Source organism: Streptomyces sp. NPDC001889, assembly GCF_053594535.1.
Genome location: NZ_JBSFER010000023.1, coordinates 102,552 through 121,833 on the forward strand (window position 1 = coordinate 102,552; position 19,282 = coordinate 121,833).

General features: G+C 71.0%; 15 protein-coding genes. 5 read left to right on the forward strand and 10 right to left on the reverse strand.

What is annotated here, in order from left to right; genetic code table 11:
• Window positions 1–130 precede the first annotated feature (130 nt).
• Together ACWCRA_RS26060 and ACWCRA_RS26065 are read left to right on the forward strand one after the other, a co-directional pair.
• Window positions 131–2,317 carry a RecQ family ATP-dependent DNA helicase gene (locus ACWCRA_RS26060; RefSeq protein ID WP_451068737.1) on the forward strand — a complete coding sequence of 729 codons (2,187 nt, stop codon included), beginning with the start codon at window positions 131–133 and terminating at the stop codon, window positions 2,315–2,317.
• A 228-nt stretch (window positions 2,318–2,545) separates the two neighbouring features.
• Window positions 2,546–3,175: a hypothetical protein gene (locus ACWCRA_RS26065; protein ID WP_351543478.1), complete on the forward strand. Its 630-nt coding sequence runs from the start codon at window positions 2,546–2,548 to the stop codon at window positions 3,173–3,175.
• Between the two features lie 241 nt (window positions 3,176–3,416).
• Here ACWCRA_RS26065 and ACWCRA_RS26070 read toward each other — a convergent pair whose 3' ends face one another.
• The 5 genes from ACWCRA_RS26070 to ACWCRA_RS26090 all read right to left on the reverse strand — a co-directional run bounded on the left by ACWCRA_RS26070 (window position 3,417) and on the right by ACWCRA_RS26090 (window position 7,554).
• A complete protein-coding gene (locus ACWCRA_RS26070) occupies window positions 3,417–4,034 on the reverse strand; it encodes a hypothetical protein (RefSeq protein ID WP_351543481.1) in 618 nt (205 codons plus the stop codon).
• An 82-nt stretch (window positions 4,035–4,116) separates the two neighbouring features.
• Complete coding sequence (locus ACWCRA_RS26075) at window positions 4,117–4,818, reverse strand: ribonuclease HII (protein WP_351543484.1); 702 nt, start codon at window positions 4,816–4,818, stop codon at window positions 4,117–4,119.
• Between the two features lie 406 nt (window positions 4,819–5,224).
• Entirely contained in the window at window positions 5,225–6,142 is a 918-nt protein-coding gene (locus ACWCRA_RS26080) for an ADP-ribosylglycohydrolase family protein (protein WP_351543486.1), read from the reverse strand.
• 12 nt (window positions 6,143–6,154) lie between these two features.
• Window positions 6,155–6,814, reverse strand: a complete 660-nt coding sequence (locus tag ACWCRA_RS26085; protein ID WP_351543489.1) for a histidine phosphatase family protein — start codon at window positions 6,812–6,814, stop codon at window positions 6,155–6,157.
• A gap of 134 nt (window positions 6,815–6,948) precedes the next feature.
• The gene (locus ACWCRA_RS26090; protein ID WP_351543492.1) at window positions 6,949–7,554 is read right to left on the reverse strand and encodes a YdbC family protein; all 606 of its coding nucleotides are present in this window, start codon (window positions 7,552–7,554) and stop codon (window positions 6,949–6,951) included.
• Between the two features lie 206 nt (window positions 7,555–7,760).
• On the opposite strand from ACWCRA_RS26090, the gene ACWCRA_RS26095 reads away from it, so the two are divergent.
• Window positions 7,761–8,285, forward strand: a complete 525-nt coding sequence (locus tag ACWCRA_RS26095) for a TerD family protein (RefSeq protein ID WP_351543495.1) — start codon at window positions 7,761–7,763, stop codon at window positions 8,283–8,285.
• A 45-nt stretch (window positions 8,286–8,330) separates the two neighbouring features.
• The gene (locus ACWCRA_RS26100; protein WP_351543498.1) at window positions 8,331–9,038 is read left to right on the forward strand and encodes an RraA family protein; all 708 of its coding nucleotides are present in this window, start codon (window positions 8,331–8,333) and stop codon (window positions 9,036–9,038) included.
• Between the two features lie 77 nt (window positions 9,039–9,115).
• On the opposite strand, the gene ACWCRA_RS26105 is transcribed toward ACWCRA_RS26100, so the two are convergent.
• The gene (locus tag ACWCRA_RS26105) at window positions 9,116–12,001 is read right to left on the reverse strand and encodes a vitamin B12-dependent ribonucleotide reductase (RefSeq protein WP_451068738.1); all 2,886 of its coding nucleotides are present in this window, start codon (window positions 11,999–12,001) and stop codon (window positions 9,116–9,118) included.
• Between the two features lie 172 nt (window positions 12,002–12,173).
• Entirely contained in the window at window positions 12,174–12,686 is a 513-nt protein-coding gene (gene nrdR / locus ACWCRA_RS26110; RefSeq protein WP_351543504.1) for a transcriptional regulator NrdR, read from the reverse strand.
• Between the two features lie 672 nt (window positions 12,687–13,358).
• On the opposite strand from nrdR, the gene lexA reads away from it, so the two are divergent.
• Window positions 13,359–14,153 (forward strand): transcriptional repressor LexA, encoded by a 795-nt coding sequence (gene lexA, locus ACWCRA_RS26115; protein ID WP_351543507.1) that lies wholly within the window; start codon window positions 13,359–13,361, stop codon window positions 14,151–14,153.
• A gap of 245 nt (window positions 14,154–14,398) precedes the next feature.
• Here lexA and ACWCRA_RS26120 read toward each other — a convergent pair whose 3' ends face one another.
• The 3 genes from ACWCRA_RS26120 to ACWCRA_RS26130 form a co-directional block, all read right to left on the reverse strand.
• Window positions 14,399–16,369, reverse strand: coding sequence for an ATP-dependent DNA helicase (locus ACWCRA_RS26120; protein ID WP_451068739.1), 1,971 nt, complete (start codon window positions 16,367–16,369; stop codon window positions 14,399–14,401).
• A 181-nt stretch (window positions 16,370–16,550) separates the two neighbouring features.
• Window positions 16,551–17,300, reverse strand: a complete 750-nt coding sequence (locus tag ACWCRA_RS26125; RefSeq protein ID WP_451068740.1) for a GNAT family N-acetyltransferase — start codon at window positions 17,298–17,300, stop codon at window positions 16,551–16,553.
• 92 nt (window positions 17,301–17,392) lie between these two features.
• On the reverse strand, window positions 17,393–19,264 hold the full coding sequence (locus tag ACWCRA_RS26130) for an IucA/IucC family protein (protein WP_451068741.1): 1,872 nt from the start codon (window positions 19,262–19,264) through the stop codon (window positions 17,393–17,395).
• Between the last annotated feature and the right edge of the window lie 18 nt (window positions 19,265–19,282).

The window sequence follows — 19,282 nt, forward strand, 5'->3', positions numbered from 1 at the left end:
GTCCGACTCCGCGACCCCCTGTGGATAACTCCCCGGCGGGCCGGCCGCCGGGGCGCTCGGCCCGGTGAGGTTGTCCACAGGCCCGGGGTCCCGTTCGCGTGTTGTCGGTGGCATCGGGTTGCATGGGGGCATGACCAACGACCTCGCGGACTCCATGGACCGCACGGCTCTCAGGGCGGCGGCGGATGCCGTGCTCGCCCGCCTCGTCTCCGACAGCGGCGGCACCGCCCGGCTGCGGGAGGACCAGTGGCGGGCGATCGAGGCGCTCGTCGCCGACAAGCGCAGGGCGCTGGTCGTTCAGCGGACCGGCTGGGGCAAGTCCGCCGTCTACTTCGTCGCCACCTCGCTGCTGCGCCGGAGCGGCAGCGGCCCGACCGTGATCGTCTCCCCGCTCCTGGCCCTGATGCGCAACCAGGTGGAGGCAGCGGCCCGCGCCGGCATCCGGGCGCGCACCATCAATTCCTCCAACACCGACGAGTGGGACACGGTCCAGGCCGAGGTCGCCGCGGGCGAGGTGGATGTGCTGCTGGTCAGCCCCGAGCGGCTGAACAACCCGGACTTCCGCGACCAGGTGCTGCCCCGGCTGGCCGCCGCCACCGGTCTGCTCGTGGTCGACGAGGCACACTGCATCTCCGACTGGGGCCATGATTTCCGCCCCGACTACCGCAGGCTGCGCACCATGCTGGCGGAGCTGCCCGCCGATGTCCCCGTGCTGGCGACCACCGCGACGGCCAACGCCCGGGTGACCGCCGATGTCGCCGAACAGCTGGGCACCGGTGCCGGGACCGACGCGCTGGTGCTGCGCGGTCCGCTCGACCGCGAGAGCCTGAGCCTCGGAGTGCTCCAGCTGCCCGACGCCGCCACCCGGCTCGCCTGGCTGGCCGACCACCTCGGCGAACTGCCCGGCTCCGGAATCATCTACACCCTCACGGTCGCCGCGGCCGAGGAGGTCACCGCCCATCTGCGGCAGCGCGGCCACACCGTCGCCTCCTACACCGGCCGCACGGAGAACGCCGACCGCCAGCAGGCCGAGGAGGACCTCCTCGCCAACCGGGTGAAGGCCCTGGTCGCCACCTCCGCGCTGGGCATGGGCTTCGACAAGCCCGACCTCGGGTTCGTCGTCCACCTCGGCTCCCCCTCGTCGCCCATCGCCTACTACCAGCAGGTGGGCCGGGCCGGCCGCGGTGTGGCGCACGCGGAGGTGCTGCTCCTCCCCGGCCGGGAGGACGAGGCCATCTGGCAGTACTTCGCCTCGGTGGCCTTCCCTCCCGAGGAGATGGTGCGGCGCACCCTCGATGTGCTGGCCCGGGCGGACCGCCCGCTCTCGCTGCCCGCGCTGGAACCGCTGGTGGAGCTGCGGCGCACCCGCCTGGAGACCATGCTCAAGGTGCTGGACGTGGACGGCGCGGTGCACCGCGTGAAGGGCGGCTGGACCTCCACCGGCCGTCCCTGGTCGTACGACTCCGAGCGCTACGCCTGGGTTGCCCGCCAGCGGGAGGCCGAGCAGCAGGCGATGCGGGAGTACGCGCGCTCGACCGCCTGCCGGATGGAGTTCCTCCGGCGCCAGCTCGACGACGAGGAGGCGGCTCCCTGCGGGCGCTGCGACAACTGCGCGGGGAGCCGGTTCAGCGACCAGGTCTCCGACACGGCGCTGGACGCCGCGCGCGGGGAGCTGAGCAGGCCGGGCGTGGAGGTCGAGCCGCGCAAGATGTGGCCGACGGGGCTGGCTGCCGTCGGGGTCGGTCTCAAGGGCCGGCTCCCGGAGTCGGACCAGGCGTTCACGGGCCGGGCGCTCGGCCGGCTCTCCGACATCGGCTGGGGCAACCGGCTGCGGCCCATGCTGGCCCCGCAGTCACCCGACATCCCCGTCCCCGACGACGTGGTGGACGCGGTGGTGACCGTGCTCGCCGACTGGGCGAAGGGGCCCGGCGGCTGGGCCAGTGGCGCACCGGACGCACCCGCCCGCCCGGTCGGTGTCGTCACCGTCGCCTCCCGGAGCAGGCCGGTGCTGGTCGGGTCGCTGGGCGCCAGGATCGCCGAGGTGGGCCGGATGCCTCTGCTGGGTTCGGTGGAGTACACCCCCGAGGCCCGGGAGGCCCGGATCTCGCGGACCAACAGCGCTCAGCGGGTGCGCGCGCTGTACGAGTCCCTGACCGTTCCGCCCGCGCTGGCGGAGGCCGTGACGGCGGCCGGAGGTCCGGTTCTGCTGGTGGACGACCTTTCGGACAGTGGCTGGACCCTGGCGGTCACGGCCCGGTTGCTCCGCAGGGCGGGTGCCCAGGGGGTGTTCCCGCTGGTCCTCGCGGTCCAGGCATGAGGGCGGGGAGGCACTGACGAGGTCGCGGGGAGCGCCGGCGGGAAGGGATATCCGCGTCATACCCACCGATTCCACCGCTGAGGTCAAATTGCTCGTTGCCGCATGCCGACAGGACAGCGAGAATTGGAGTGCTCCCCGCACGGCCCGTTCGCGGTCCGGAAGGGCTGTTCGCGGCGCGCCCTCACCCGACCCTGCCCGCACTGTGGGCGCGTATGCGAAGGGAGGACTGTGACCTTCGGATTCGCTTCGTCCGCAGCCACCTCGATGAACACCTCGGCGCACGCCGCCAATCACCTCGCCAGGATGCTCGAACCCGCCGAGTGGATGTCCGCGGGCATCCCGCTGCTGCGCAACCCGCGCGAGGTGGTCAGCGGGCTGCACTCGCGGCACCGGCCGACTCCCACCACGGCGGTCGTCGCCGTGCTCGACCCGGAGGAACGCCTCGCGGCGAGCGCCTCGTTCACCCGGCGCTCCGCACTCGCGGACGGCTGGGAGTTCCGCAACGCGCTCCTGGCGCATCTGCGCCGGGTGATCCCGCACGATCTGCGCCGACGCACCCCGGTGCGCACCGCCGTCCTGCTCTACTGCCGCGAGGGCGATGAACGGTGGACGGCGGAGGACGGCGCGTGGATGTGGGGCCTGCGGGACGCCTGCACCCTGCACGGTCTGCGGTGCGGGGCGTACATCACCCTGACGCAGGGTGGTTGGCAGGTGCTGGGCGAGGGGCGGGGTGGCCGCCGGCCCAATCTGACCTCGGACCCCGGCGATCTGGCCGAGGCATCCGCCGCGGCCGAGCCGCTGGAGCTGCGCACGGCCAGCGGGGCGCCCGAGGCCCTGCGCCGTACCGCCGCGCGCTGACCGCACCGGGCCCGCCGGGGCTCCCGGGGGAGACCGCTCTCCCCGCTCCGGCCGGCCGTCCTCCCCGGGCCTCCGCCCCTCGGCCGGACCGCCCTCGCCACAGTGGACCGGACGACCCCGCTCCCGGGTTCGGGGCAGGGCGGAATGCCCGCTGTGCCCATGGTCCGGCTGCCCGTCGAGCGGACAGCCGGATCACCTGGGGCCATGGCCCGTCACCGTGCGACCCCGAAGGGGGTACGGCTCAGACGCCCGCGCCGAGCACGGTGTTGGCCCGCTGGGGGTCACCGCACACGATCAGCAGCGCGCCCGCCTTCGACAGCGCCGCGGGCAGGACCCGGGCGTCGTCGTCGGTGCCGCCGCTCAGCGCGACGATCACGACGGGCCGGGCCGAGGCCCGGTCCGCCGCCGCGGCGTCCGCGTAGAAGACGTCGTCACGGGCGTCGTGCTGGGCCCAGTAGGCGGCTTCGCCGAAGGACAGCTCGTGGGCCGCCCACGGGTGCTGCTCGCCGGTGGTGAGCACCAGGACGTCGCCCGGCGCGCGACCGGAGTCGAGCAGCAGATCCACCGCCTCGTCGGCGGCGTCGAGCACGCCGCTCTCGGGAGCGGGGATGAGCTGGATCTGCGGCCGGGCGGGGTCCTGCGCGGGGGAAGCCTGCGGCTGACCCGCGGAAGGATGCGTACGCTGCGCCGGCGGCGCGGGCCGGACCGGGCCGGGAACCGGCCGTCCGGGGCGCGGCGCGGCCAGGGAACGCGGACCGGGTACGGGGCGTGGGGTCGGCGCGGTACGGCCGGTGGCCGGAGTGACGCGGGGACCCTGGGCGCTCTCGTGAATCTGAGGCTCCTCGGGTATGAGAGGCATGGATGGATGTCTATCAAATGCCGGTTCGAATGGCATAGGCGGGTGCGCACCTGAGTGCGACTGCTCCAGGGGCAGGGCGGGTTCAGAAATCGAAGCCGAGCTGGCCCCCGTTCTCCAGTTCCGCCGACGGGGCGGGGAGACGGACCTTCTTGAGATGCTGCCACCGGGGCAGGGCATCGAGATAGGCCCAGGAGAGCCGGTGGTAGGGCGTGGGGCCCCGTTCCGCCAGGGCGGCCTGGTGCACGGGCGAGGGGTAGCCCGCGTTGGCGGCGAAGGCGAAGTCCTCGTACTCCCCCGGAAGTTCGGCCATCATCGCGTCCCGGCGCACTTTGGCGATCACCGAGGCGGCGGCGACCGCGATACAGGACTGGTCCCCCTTGATGACCGTGCGAACGGCCCAGGGCGCCCCGAGATAGTCATGCTTGCCGTCGAGGATGACGGCCTCCGGCCGCACGGGCAGGCCGTCGAGCGCGCGACAGGCGGCGAGCCGCAGCGCGGCGGTCATTCCGTGTGTGTCGATCTCCTCGGGCGAGGCATGACCGAGGGCGTACGCCGTGACCCACTTCTCCAGTTCGACGACGAGCGTCTGCCGGCGCTTGGGGCTGAGCAGCTTGGAGTCGGTGAGGCCGACGGGCGGTCTGCGCAGTCCGGTGATCGCGGCACACACCGTGACGGGTCCGGCCCAGGCACCTCGTCCGACCTCGTCGACACCGGCGATGATCTTGGCACCGGTGGTGGCCCGGATCGAGCGCTCGACTGTGTGGGTGGGGGGTTCATACGGCATGGCGCCAGCAAGCGTACGCCGCCTGACCCCACCGGTGACAACCGGATTCCCCTCACTCTTCACACCGGATCTCCGCATCTTGACCACGCCCGGTCGCGGCACCGGACACCTCTCCTGAAAATTTACACCCGCACACACTCGACAGACCGTGCCTCACCCGCCGGGACCGGCCCCGGACGGAGCGGCATGGAACCCCAACTCCCCTGCTGCACAAGGGGCGAGAGCTCCAGAGGTGTCCGTTGAACGGGACGCACCTGGAGGGCGGATATCGACAACACATCGCACAGGTGAACCATCGAAGGAAGGGACCCGCCGTCACGGCACACCGGAACGGAATCGAACCCTCCGGTCCGATTCATCCGCTCCCGCCGTACCGGCGCCCGGGAAGGCGCCGGCCAGTCGAGCCCTACACCCGCCCGCGCGACTGCCTCGGTGTCCACTCCGGCAGTGCCTCGGTGCGCTCCAGCCAGTCGGCGGGAGGCCGCCCCGCCCCGCCCGCGGCGACCACACCGCAGGCGATGGCACAGGTGGTGTCCACATCTCCGCCGACCTGCGCGGTCGTCCAGAACGCCCGCTCGAAATCGCTCAGGGAACGGGCGGCGGACCAGAGGGCGAACGGCACGGTGTCATGGGCGCTCGTCCGCCGGCCGCTGCCGAGGACGGCCGCGACGGTCGAGGCATCGTCGTAGTCGAGCATGTCCCGCGCCCTGCGCAGACCGGCGCCCACCGCGCTGCGCGGGACCAGCGCGATCACCCCGTCGAGCAGCTCCGCGGGCTCCGGAGGCCCGGCCGGCGCGGCGGCCAGCGCGGCGGCGGCGGCCACCGCCATGGCACCGACGACGGCCTCGCGGTGCTGGTGTGTGGTGTACGAGGAGATCTCGGCCTGGTGGATGGCCTGCTCCGGGTCCTCCGCGTACCACGCGCCGAGCGGGGCGATCCGCATGGCAGATCCATTACCCCACGACCCCTGGCCGTTGAAAAGACCCGCGGCGAGTTCACGCCAGTCGCCGCCCTCCCGGATCAGCCGGAGCATACGGTTGACGGCGGGGCCGTATCCGCGGTCGAAGTCGTGGTGATGCGCGAAGGAGAGGGCCAGCGCGTCCTGGTCCACCCGGCCGTGGTCCGCGAGGACGGCCAGCACCGAGCAGGCCATCTCGGTGTCGTCGGTCCACTGCCAGACACCGGATGGCAGCTCGCGCCGCTTGAGGAGAGGAAGGTTCACGGGGACGAAGAACTGGGAGCCCAGAGCGTCCCCCACGGACAGTCCGCGCAGGCTGTCCAGGGCGCGTGCGAAGCGCCGGTTGTCACGGGAGTCAGCGGTCATCTTCCTGCCACTCTATCCGGTGATGCCGTACGGCTCAGGGGCGCGCCAGCGCTCGAACGGCCGGTCAAGCGTGTAGCGGCCGTCCGCGCCGAGCTCCAGCACCCGCGTCTCGCCGTTGCCCGGATTGGAGAGCGACTCGAACTCGGCGACCGTCCAGTGGAACCACCGCATGCAGAACAGCCGCATCGTCAGCCCATGAGTCACCAGCAGCACATTCGGCGGATGATCGGGTGCGTCGAAACTGCGGTACAGACTCTCCAGAAACGCTCCGACCCGGTCATAGACATCCGCCCCCGACTCCCCCTGGGCGAAGCGGTAGAAGAAGTGCCCATAGGCGTCCCGGTACGCCTTCTGAAGCCGTACGTCCTCGGTGTCCTGCCAGTTTCCCCAGTCCTGCTCGCGCAGCCTGGGCTCCTCCCGCACCCGCACGGAAGCGGGATCGAGGGCGAAGGCGCGGAAGGTCTCGTGGGTACGCCGATAGGGCGAGACATAGGCGCTGACCGGCTCCTGCCCGAACAGCTCGCGCAAGCGGACCCCGGTGGCCCGCGCCTGGACCAGCCCGGTGCCGGTCAGCCGCAGCGCGTGGTCGGGCTCGCGTTCGTACACCGTGTCATCGGTGTTCCCTTCCGACTCGCCGTGCCGGACGAGGACGATACGTCGCGGTCTTGCCATGCCACGACCCTAGATCGGCGGGGACGCGCCCGGGAGGTCGGGCCGAGTCCATCCGGCGTATCCGCCCGTGACGCGGGCCACACCGGGGCGGCGCACCCGCCCCGGCCGTCCGCGACGGCCACCGCGTCGCCCTCTCAGACCGTCCACGCCGGTTCGAGCCGCACCACGTCCCCCGCGAGCGCCGCCACATCCGCCTCGGTGCGGGTGCGCAGCAGCAACCGCTCGACCCGCTCCCTGCGGTACTTGCCGTGCTCCGCCTCGGACTGCCACATCGACATCACCAGGAACTCGTTCCCCGGGGCCTCGCCGAACAGCCCGCGCACCATCCCCGGCGACCCGGCCATCGCCGGGTTCCACACCTTCTCCTGCATCAGCGCATAGTGCTCGACGCGGTCCTCGTGGACCCTGCAGTGCGCCACCCGCACCACATCGGCGCCGGTGAACCGCGGCTCGAAGCCGGTCTTCACATCGAAGCGGTGATCGAACAGCTTGACCTGCATGTCCCGGTACGCCCCCGACTGACCCGCCGCCAGACGATCATGCGAGCGCGCCATGAACGAGTCGTAGAACGCCCGGCTCTCCCAGAACGCGAAGACATGGGCGACCTCGGGCCGGCTCCTGCTCCACCCGCCGCCCTGCCCCCGGAATCCCGGCTCCCCCGGCAGCCCCGCCCACTTCCGCTGTCCCCGCTCGAACCGACGACGGTCCACCACGGTGCAGCGAATCCACTTGACCAGCACCGCGCCATCGTACGGCCCGCTCCAAGGCCCGGGTCACCCTCCGGAAGGCCGCCCCGGCCCCATCCCCGCGGGGCCGGTGCGCGGCCGGTTCCGGAATCCCCACCGCCGGAAACGGCGCAGAGCAGCCAACTACTCGCCGTGACACACATCCAGCCGATACGGTCGGGGTACGGAGCGTTCCTGTCGGTTACGGGGAGGGGAATCTGGTGAGCAGCCTGAGCAAGGGCGTCAGCAAGGTCGAGGTGAGCCTCCGGTGGGACCCGAGTCCCATGGGAGCCCCCGCCCACGATCTCGACATCGTCGCCGCGACCTATCCGGGCTCCGGCCCGACGGGCGATCCCGCGTACATCGTGCACTTCGACAGCCGGTCGCCCGATGGCACGATCAGCCTGACCAGGGACAGCAAGACCGGCCAGGGGTTCGGCTCCGACGAGGTCATGACACTGGAGCTGGACCGGCTCGCACCGGTCCACGGACGGGTGGTGGTGGGCGTCGCCATCCAGCAGGGCAACGGCCGGCGCGTGTTCGGCGAGGTCGCCAAGACCCTGGTCCAGGTCACCGAGGGCCACACCGAGCTGTGGCGGAGCGATTTCGCCGCCGTCGCGGAGTCCACGGCCGCGGTCGTCGCGGAGTTCGTCCGGAACGGGACGGGTGTCTGGGAGTACCGGCAGACCCTCCGCGGCTTCGACACCGATCCCCAGGCTTTCGTCTCCGTGATGGGCGGCGCCTGAGCGGTGGCCGCGTCAGGGGCGGACGGGCGGGGCAGAGAGGATCTCATGGATCACCACGAGCTCGTGAAGCGGTTCGCACCACTGACCACGGCGCACCTCGCGGACGCCTGCGTCCGGGCGGAGGTCCCGGTGCGCTGCGCGCCCGCCCCGCTGTGTCCGGTGACACCGGGAAGCCGGCTGGCGGGCCGGGCCCTCCCGGCACGTCACTCCGGCAGCGTGGACATTTTCCTGGAGGCTTTCGAGAGCGCCGCGCCGGGCGATGTCCTGGTGGCCGACAACCACGGCCGCTCGGACGAGGCGTGCGTGGGCGACCTCATGGTGCTGGAGGCCGCGGCGGCGGGGCTGGCCGGAGTCGTCGTCTGGGGGCTCCATCGCGACACGGCCGACATCCGGGCGATCGGCCTGCCGGTCTTCAGTCTGGGCGCGATCCCCACCGGCCCGCTGAGCCCCGGCGACCGCATCCCGGACGCGCTGGAGTCGGCCACGGTCGGCGAGTGGGTCGTCAGCCGTGACGATCTGGTCCTCGGCGACGACGACGGCGTGGTCTTCATCCCCGCCGACCGCGCCGGAGAGCTGTTCTCCCTCGCGGAGGAGATCCGCGCCGGCGAGCGCCGCCAGGCCGAGCGGCTCCGTGCGGGCACCGGCCTCCGCGAGCAGTTCCGGTTCGCCGACTATCTCGCGAACCGCCGCGAGAACCCCGCCCTGACCTTCCGCGAACATCTGCGGTCCGGGGGCGGTGCCGTCGAGGAGTAGCCGGGCACGGCGGAGGGCGCCGGCCACAGGCCGCCGCCCTCCCCGTTCACGACACCGCCGTCACCGGCGGCCGGTGATCAGCTGCAACCGCTGGTCGACCCGCAGCCCTCGCAGATGTAGCAGGAACCCGCCCGCTGCATCTTCGTACCGCAGGAGAAGCAGAGCGGCGCGTCGGCGCTGATGCCGAGCTGCATCTCCACCAGCTCCGCCGAGGTGTGGGCCTGGGCGGGCGCCGCGACCGCGGCCTGCGGGGTGGCGACCGGGGTCGGCTCCTGCCGGAGCGGGGCCGACTGGGCCAGACCCTCGACGTCCATCTCGTCGTCGATGGACTGCTCGTAGGAACCGGTGTCCAGGTGGCGCTGACGCTCCTCGGCCGAGTGGATGCCGAGGGCCGAGCGGGTCTCGAAGGGCAGGAAGTCCAGCGCCAGGCGGCGGAAGATGTAGTCCACGATCGACTGCGCCATCCGCACATCCGGGTCGTCCGTCATACCGGCCGGCTCGAAACGCATATTGGTGAACTTGGAGACATAGGTCTCCAGGGGAACGCCGTACTGCAGACCGACCGAGACCGCGATCGAGAAGGCGTCCATCATGCCCGCGAGGGTCGAGCCCTGCTTGGACATCTTCAGGAAGACCTCGCCCAGACCGTCGTCCGGGTAGGAATTGGCGGTCATATAACCCTCGGCGCCGCCCACCGTGAAAGAGGTGGTGATGCCGGGACGCCCCTTGGGCAGGCGCTTGCGGACCGGGCGGTACTCGACCACCTTCTCGACCGCGGCACGGATGGTGTCCTCGGTCTTCTCGGTGATCTCGGCCTTCTCCTTCTCCTTGGTCTTCGCGGAGAGGGGCTGGCCGACCTTGCAGTTGTCACGGTAGATCGCGAGCGCCTTGACGCCCATCTTCCACGCCTCGAAGTAGATCTCCTCGACCTCTTCGACGGTCGCCGTCTCCGGCATGTTGACCGTCTTGGAGAGAGCGCCGGAGATCCAGGGCTGGATCGCCGCCATCATCCGGACGTGACCCATCGCGGAGATGGACCGCTCGCCCATGGCGCAGTCGAAGATCTCGTAGTGCTCGGTCCTCAGCGCGGGAGCGTCGACCACGTTGCCGTTCTCGGCGATGTGGGCGACGATCGCCTCGATCTGCTCGGGCTGGTAGCCGAGGCGGCGCAGCGCCTGTGGGACCGTGCCGTTGACGATCTGCATCGAGCCGCCGCCGACCAGCTTCTTGAACTTGACCAGGGCGAGGTCGGGCTCCAGGCCGGTGGTGTCGCAGGACATCGCGAGACCGATGGTGCCGGTGGGCGCGATGACGGACGCCTGGGCGTTGCGGAATCCGTTCTTCTCGCCGAGCCGGATCACGTCCTGCCAGGCCTCCGTGGCGGCGGCCCAGATCGAGGTGTCCAGGTCGTCCACGCGGACGGCCTTGGTATTGGCGTCGGCGTGCTGCTGCATGACGCGGTTGTGGGGGGCCGCGTTGCGGGCGTAACCGTCGTACGGGCCGACGACCGAGGCCAGCTCGGCGGAGCGCCGGTAGGACGTACCCGTCATCAGGGAGGTGATGGCCCCGGCGAGGGCGCGGCCGCCGTCGCTGTCGTAGGCGTGGCCGGTCGCCATCAGCAGGGCGCCGAGGTTGGCGTAGCCGATGCCCAGCTGACGGAACGCCCGGGTGTTCTCACCGATCTTCTGGGTGGGGAAGTCGGCGAAGCAGATGGAGATGTCCATCGCCGTGATGACCAGTTCGACGACCTTGGCGAAGCGCTCGGCCTCGAAGGACTGGTTGCCCTCGCCGTCGTCCTTGAGGAACTTCATCAGGTTCAGCGAGGCGAGGTTGCAGGACGTGTTGTCCAGGTGCATGTACTCGCTGCACGGGTTCGAGCCGTTGATCCGGCCGGACTCCGGGCAGGTGTGCCAGTGGTTGATGGTGTCGTCGTACTGGATGCCCGGGTCGGCACAGGCCCACGCCGCCTCGGCCATCTTGCGGAAGAGCGACTTGGCGTCGACCTCTTCGATGACCTCGCCGGTCATCCGGGCCCGCAGCCCGAAGGAGGAGCCCGCCTCGACGGCCTTCATGAACTCGTCGTTCACCCGGACCGAGTTGTTGGCGTTCTGGTACTGGACGGACGTGATGTCGTCACCGCCCAGATCCATGTCGAAGCCCGCGTCCCGCAGAGCGCGGATCTTCTCCTCCTCCTTCACCTTGGTCTCGATGAAGCTCTCGATGTCGGGGTGATCGACATCGAGGATGACCATCTTGGCCGCGCGCCGGGTGGCACCGCCGGACTTGATGGTTCCGGCGGAGGCATCGGCTCCGCGCATGAAGGAGACCGGACCGGAGGCGTTGCCGCCGGAGGAGAGCAGTTCCTTGGAGGAACGGATGCGGGAGAGGTTCAGGCCGGCGCCGGAGCCGCCCTTGAAGATCATCCCCTCTTCCTTGTACCAGTCGAGGATCGACTCCATGGAGTCGTCGACGGCCAGGATGAAGCAGGCGGAGACCTGCTGCGGCTGGGGGGTGCCGACGTTGAACCAGACCGGCGAGTTGAAGCTGAAGATCTGGTGCAGGAGGGCGTACGCCAGCTCGTGCTCGAAGATCTCGGCGTCGGCGGGCGAGGTGAAGTACCTGTGGTCCTCGCCGGCCTTCCGGTACGTCTTCACGATCCGGTCGATCAGCTGCCGCAGACCGGTCTCGCGCTGGGGAGTGCCGACAGCCCCGCGGAAGTACTTGCTGGTGACGATGTTGACCGCGTTCACCGACCAGAAGTCGGGGAACTCGACGCCACGCTGCTCGAAATTGACCGAGCCGTCGCGCCAATTGGTCATGACGACGTCACGGCGCTCCCAGACCACCTCGTCGTACGGATGCACGCCGGGAGTGGTGTGGATGCGCTCGATACGCAGACCCTTGGTGGCCTTGGTCCCCTTGGCGCGGGACCCTCGTGCCGGGCCGCTCGTCGTCTCTGTCATGCCGCCTCCCATATACGGGCAAAAACATCGTGAAGTGCCGAGTTCTTCCCGGAGCACTGTGCTGGTGTGGTGTCGTGGGCGCGCGTCGGCGCCCACGGCAGATCCTGATTTCCGCCCCGCCGGCGACCGGTCGTCCGGTCGCGTGGGGCCGAGCCGCTCCGCTCGGTGTCTCTCAGCCTGCGGCGGCGCTGGGAACGGGGACCACGGGGGTCCCTCCGGTCCCGTTGTTCTCTGCGGGCGACCGTTGCTCGCGGAGTTCCGCGATGGCCGCCTCGAAGTCCTCAAGGGAATTGAACGCCCGGTAGACGGACGCGAAGCGCAGGTAGGCGACGAGGTCGAGCTCCTGCAGCGGGCCGAGTATGGCCAGCCCCACATCGTGCGTGGTCAGCTCGGCACTCCCGGTGGCACGCACCGCCTCCTCGACCCGCTGGCCGAGCTGAGCGAGTGCGTCCTCGGTCACCGGCCGCCCCTGGCACGCTTTGCGCACCCCGGAAATGACCTTGGTGCGGCTGAAGGGCTCGGTCACACCACTGCGCTTGATGACCATCAAGGAAGCGGTCTCCACCGTGGTGAAACGGCGGGAGCAGTCGGGGCACTGGCGACGGCGCCGGATCGACGTCCCGTCGTCGGTGGTACGGCTGTCGACGACCCGGCTGTCGGGGTGCCTGCAGAAGGGGCAGTGCATGTATCCCAACCCTCCTTCTCGGCACGACTGAATCACCTCGACGGGCTCGTCGAAGCCCTTCGAAGCAGTCCCCAGCATAGGCGATGCCCATGACCTTGAGAGACCAGGGACCACAACTTCTGGGCGACACGCACAATCCAACCACTACATCTGGGGTTGGGCCGCGTTTCACCCCCCTGGCGCGTGTCGCATGACGAGCGACGATCGCAGAGGGCTCACGGGTGGTGACACCACGGGGCCGGGCCGGCGCGGGGCGGCGGCGCGAGGGCGCGGCCGGACGGCGCGCGGGGGCGTCCGGGGTCGGCCACGAGCGTACGGGAAGGGCGCGGCATCCGGCATTCCGGGTCCGGCTTCCAGGATTCCGGTCCCCGCGATGCGAGACTGGCGCACCCCCGGCCGTTCCGAATCGGGGCGGAGGGCTACCGTTATCGACGGAATCGCCGCGCGGTCACCCCGCGCGCATTACCGGTCGGTACGTTCCGGGTGATTGGCCGGCGGAGTTCCGGGTGATTGACCGGTCACATGGGCGATCGCCGGAAGCACTCACGCATACACCGAATCACCAGTACGCGTAAGTCAATCCGCAATTTTTCACTCGAACGTGTGTTTGGCGCAACCTTTCGAAACCAACTACCGTTGTCCAGCTAGGGAGACCATTCGAGAGGGGCCGACGTGACCACCACCGCTGACAGTGCCGCCATCACTGCCCAGGACCGCTCCCAGAACCGATTCGAGCCGATGCATGCCATGACCGACGCAGCCACGAGCCCTGAAGGGGCCGACCCCTCCAGGGCCGCGCGCTCACTTCCCGGCCGACCTCCAGGAATCAGGGCGGACAGCTCCGGACTCACCGATCGGCAGCGGCGTGTCATCGAGGTGATCCGCGACTCCGTGCAGCGCAGGGGCTACCCCCCGTCGATGCGGGAGATCGGCCAGGCCGTCGGCCTCTCCAGCACCTCGTCCGTCGCCCACCAGCTGATGGCCCTGGAGCGCAAGGGCTTCCTGCGCCGTGACCCCCACCGCCCCCGCGCCTATGAGGTGCGGGGCTCCGACCAGCCCAGCGCCCAGCCCACCGACACCAGCGGAAAGCCCGCCGCCTCCTATGTACCGCTCGTCGGCCGAATCGCCGCCGGTGGTCCGATCCTCGCCGAGGAATCGGTGGAGGATGTCTTCCCCCTCCCCCGCCAGCTCGTCGGTGACGGCGAACTGTTCGTCCTGAAGGTCGTCGGCGACTCCATGATCGAGGCCGCCATCTGCGATGGCGACTGGGTGACCGTGCGCCGTCAGCCCGTCGCGGAGAACGGCGACATCGTCGCCGCCATGCTGGACGGCGAAGCCACGGTCAAGCGCTTCAAGCGGGAGAACGGTCATGTGTGGCTCCTCCCGCACAATGCCGCCTACCAGCCGATCCCCGGTGACGAGGCGACCATCCTCGGCAAGGTGGTGGCGGTATTGCGGCGGGTGTGAAGCATCCGCCGCCCCTGACCGGGCCCCGGGACCCACTGCGCCGGTTCCGGGGCCCTGCCATGTCCTCCAGAGCCCCGCCCCGTCTAGGTCGTCTCTTTCGGATCGTGCCGGGCTCGCGAGCCCCGGCACCGCGCCCCGCCGCGTTGTCGTCAGTCGCCGACGCTCCGCGTGGGCTCCCTCCTCCGCCTCGCGATCCACGGCACCGGACCCCGAGCACCGATCCGGCCCGATCCGAAAGAAACTCCCTAGGCGCCCGCGGCCTTCGCGGCGCCGTCGATGGCCGCCAGCGAGCGCCGCACCTGGTTCCGGTCCGTGGTGTACCAGAAGTCCGGCAGCGACGCCCGCAGAAAGCTGCCGTACCGCGCGTTCGCCAGCCGGGGATCGAGAACCGCGACCACTCCCCGGTCTCCGGTGGCGCGGACCAGCCGGCCCGCGCCCTGGGCCATCAGCAGGGCGGCATGGGTCGCGGCCACCGCCATGAAGCCATTGCCGCCGTTCTCCTCCACCGCCTTCTGCCGAGCGCTCATCAGAGGATCGTCCGGCCGGGGGAACGGAATGCGGTCCATCACCACCAGCTGGCAGCTGGGCCCCGGCACATCCACCCCCTGCCACAGCGAGAGCGTGCCGAAAAGACAGGTCTCGGGGTCCGCGGCGAAGGATTTGATCAGCTCCCCGAGCGTCTCCTCGCCCTGGAGGAGAATGCGATGGCCGAGCCGGCCCCGCAGCTCCTCGGCCGCGGCCTGGGCGGCCCGCATCGACGAGAACAGCCCGAGCGTGCGCCCGCCGGCCGCCTCCACCAGTTCCGCCAGCTCATCCATCATGTCGCCCCGGGAGCCCTCGCGGCCCGGCGTCGCCAGATGGCGGGCGACATAGAGAATGCCCTGCTTCGGATAGTCGAAGGGCGAGCCCACGTCGAGGCCCTTCCACTGCGGGACATCGTCCCCCGCGGTCCCTTCGGGGGACAGCCCCAGCGAAGCCCCCACACCATTGAAATCGCCGCCGAGCTTGAGGGTCGCCGAGGTCAGCACCACCGAGCGCTCGGTGAACAGCTTCTCGCGCAGCAGCCCCGAGACATTCATCGGCGCGACCCGCAGCGAGGCTCCGAACCGGTCGTGGCGCTCGTACCAGACCACGTCGTACTCCGAGCCCTGGGTGATGCGCTCGGCCACGTCGTGGATGCTCTCCACCGAGGCCAGGGCCTGCTTCCGGACGGCGTCCTCGTCCTGGACCGACTTGTCACGGGTGGAACCGAGGGCCGAGATCACCGTGCGCGTCGCGTCACGCAGCGCCATCAGGGCGTAGCCGAGATCCTCGGGGATCTCCTCCAGCCGACCCGGGAGGGCCAGCTCCATCAGCCGCTCGAAGGTCTCCGATGCCGTCTGGAGGGAGTCCGCCGCCTTCTCGTTGACCAGCCGGGCGGCGCGGCGCACAGCGCGGTTGACCTGGCCCGGTGTGAGCTCGCCCGTGGCCGCTCCGGTGACCCGGGAGACCAGCTCATGGGCCTCGTCGATGACCAGGACCTCGTGCGGCGGAAGGACCGGGGCGCCCTCGATGGCGTCGATGGCGAGCAGGGCGTGGTTGGTGACGACCACATCGGAGAGCTTGGCCCGCTCTCTGGCACTCTCGGCGAAGCACTCCGCGCCGTAGGCGCACTTCGACGCCCCCAGGCACTCCCGGGAGGAGACGGAAACCTGGGACCAGGCACGGTCGGAGACGCCCGGCGTCAGCGCGTCGCGGTCGCCGGTCTCCGTCTCGTCCGCCCAGTCCCGCATGCGCAGCAGGTCCTTGCCGAGCTTGCTGGTCGGTGTGGCGGACTCGAAGGGGTCGAAGAGCCCCTCCTCCTCTTCCTGCGGCACCCCTTCGTGCAGCCGGTGGAGACAGAGGTAGTTGGACCGTCCCTTGAGCATCGCGAACTCCGGGCGGCGGCGCAGCAGCGGGTGCAGCGCGTCGACCGTGCGGGGCAGATCGCGCTCGACCAGCTGGCGCTGGAGCGCGAGTGTCGCCGTGGCGATGACGACCCTCTCGCCGTGCGCCACCGACGGCACCAGATAGCCGAGGGACTTTCCGGTGCCGGTGCCGGCCTGGACCAGCAGGTGCGAGCCGTCGTCGACAGCCGAGGCGACAGCTTCGGCCATGGCGATCTGACCAGGCCTTTCCGTGCCGCCGACAGCGGTGACGGCGGCATGGAGGAGTTCGGGGAGGGATGGCTTCGTCATAGGCCGACCACCCTACGGCTCGCCACTGACATTGCGATCCGATCCCGCCAGAATCAGCTCGGAGCGGTGGCGCGGCCTGCCCCGTCCCCGGCGTCTTCACCCGATCGGGGGAACCCTGGCCGAGCGGCCCTCACGCCGGAACGAATCCCGGGCGCCGTACGTGAAGAGAGTGCGGCTCGGGTCACAGCAGGTTCCGCAGGGCCCGGTCGCGGACCATCAGAGCGGCCCGCTTGCCGGGAAGCTCGGTCTCCGAGGAGAAGCGGAAGCCTCCGCTGAGAAAGGCGGAGACGGAGGGGGTGTTGCGCAGATCGGGCTCCGCGATCACGCGGGAGCACCGCGGCCGGTGGTCGAGCACGAGATCGGCGACGGCTCTGAGCAGGGTGGAGCCGATTCCGCGGCCCCGGTCGGCGACCGTGCCGATCAGGACGTGGACGCCGGTGTCATGGGGGCGGGCGGGGTAGTGGCGCGCCAGGGGATCGAGATCGGCGCGGTAGATCTCGAAGTAGCTCATGGGGACGGAATCGAGCACGCCGAGACAGGGAACACTGCGGCCGTCGCCGCCGAGGAGACCGCTCAGATGTGCCTCGGCAACCGCCTCGGGGCCCGACAGCTCCCAGAAAGGGGCCACGGCCGGGTCGTTCATCCAGTGGCTGATCAGCGCCAGATCCCGGTCGACGCGAGCGGGTACGAGCTGGAAGACCCCTTCGGATGTGGTGATCGGCCCCCAGGTGCCGGGGTTGTCCAGCAGAGGGGCGGCATCGGGGCCGGGAGTGCGGTCGTCGTGTTCCGCCGTGCGGAAGAGTGCGAGGAGTTCCTCCGGGAGCCGTAGCTCCAGGGTGTCATCGATTCCTTCGGCCGCCGGGTCCCCGGCGGCCCCGGCGAGCCGGGGGCCTGGTCCGGCGGCGCCGGAGCTCGCGTCGGTGGGAGGCACAGGGGCGCTCCTCTCGCAGTCGGGTCGGGGTGGCACGTCCGGGGGCGGCGGGCTCCGGGGTACGTGGCGGGGCGGCCGGCCGGGAAAAGGGGTCAGGAGTGGAGGGGGTTGGGGATCGTGACATAGACGGACTGGGTCTCGACGCGGCCGACGAGTTCGTCGAGGCCGTGGACCCGGGTGAGCAGATTGGCCTTGGCACGGAGAGTGGGCGTCTCCAGGAGGTGGGCGGGCAGGGAAGAGCCGAGAGCGGCGGCCGAGGCGAGGAAGTGCCGGAAGGCCGCGAGGAGGGCCTCCTCATCCGCGAGGTGCTGTGAGCCGAGGGCACCGATCAGCCCGAGGACATTGTTGACGGCGAGGTAGTAGATGAAGCGTTCATCGGTGACGGAGTCGGGGACGAAGGTGTCGCTGTGGGAGCCGATACCGGGGAGGCGGCGTTCGAGTTCCGCACGGCGCGACTCACGGAAGTAGTAGCCCTGGTTGTCGCGGTACCGGCCTCCGGCGGGCCAGCCCTCCGAGTCGAGGACGACCATGGTGTTCTGCTGGTGCGCTTCGAGGGCGATCCCGGCGGTGGCGTCGAGCCAGAGCACCGGGAGGATCACCTGGTCGAGGTAGCGCCGGAACCACTCGGTGGCCACGGCACCGGCCGGGCGGCCGGTGCGGGCGGTGAGCCGGGTCAGCAGAGCGGCGAGCCGTGAGCGCATCCCTGGCACACGGGGCCAGGGACGGAGCGCGGCGAGTCCCGCGACACAGACGGTGTCGTCGGCCGAGGTGAAGGGGTTGTGGCGCAGGACGACATCGAGTCCGGGGACCGGCCGGCCGCGGATGGTGTCGGCGGGGCTGGTGTCGACGGCGATCCAGGCGGGGTCGCGGACGATGTCGAAGCGGGGATGGGCGGCGTGCCACTCCTGCGCGAGCCCGGAGCGCAGCAGCCGGTGCACCTCGACACCCCGGTGGAGTTCCTTGCGGAGGTTCTCCCGGCGGGAGTTGGTGATGTGGAGTCCGAGGGAGAACTTGAGCATGACCGGGGCACCGGGACGGTACACCGTGCGGACCGAGGAGGTGGGGAGCCAGGCTTCGCCGTGGGGTCCGAGGTCGTGGAGGAGACCGGCGCCGAGGAGGTCGATGACGGCGGGGCGGCGGCGGAGTTCGTCCGCCTGCCAGGGGTGCAGGGGCAGGGCGACGGTGTGGTCGGGGAGGGGGAGGCCGGGGCAGAGACGGGCGGTGAGCCGTTCGGCGGGCAGTGGCCGGTTCTGTTCGGTCCAGGCGGAGTCGGTGGCGAGGACGGACCGGTCGACGGCCATCCAGTGCAGAGGGAAGGAGCCGTGCAGTTCGGGTGAGTAGAGCCGGGTCTCGGTCTCGGAGAGCCCTTCACGGCTCTTGGGTGTGGGGTGCAGCGGGTGCCCGAGGACCAGGGACTGTTCGGCGGCGAGGAAGGAGTCAGCGCCGGACGCGGGGGCGGGGTGGGCCCGGCGCTCGGTGAGGAAGAGGGCGGTCCGGCTGACGGAGTCGGCGACACGGTTCACCAGGTCGGGGGCCTCGGCTCGGCCCGCTTCCCGGGCGAGGAGGGCCGCGAGGGCGACGGCGTCGACGGGGGTCGCCCGGCGGGGCTCGGCGCTCTCCTCCAGGGCGGGCCGGGCGAAGCGGTGCCATCCGGTGGGCGACCAGTAGCGGACGGGGGCGAGGAGCACACTGCCGTCGGAGTGGAGGGGGATGCGCAGCACGGGTCCGTCCGGGCGCGGGACGCCGTTCTCCCGCACCCAGCAGCGCAGCAGGTTCTCGGCGGTGGCCCGGTCCGCGGCGCGGTGGGGGTCCGGGTCGTCGAGGTGGTCGGCGGCCGGGTGCCGGGCCTCCGGGCCCGGTGCGTGGTGATCCTCGATTCCGCCGCGCCGGCGGGGGACCGCCGGGGCGGGCGGGGGGTCCTGTGCCACGGTTTCGGGCTCTTCGGGTGCGGGGCTGGCGTTCACGGAGAGGGGTTCCTTGGC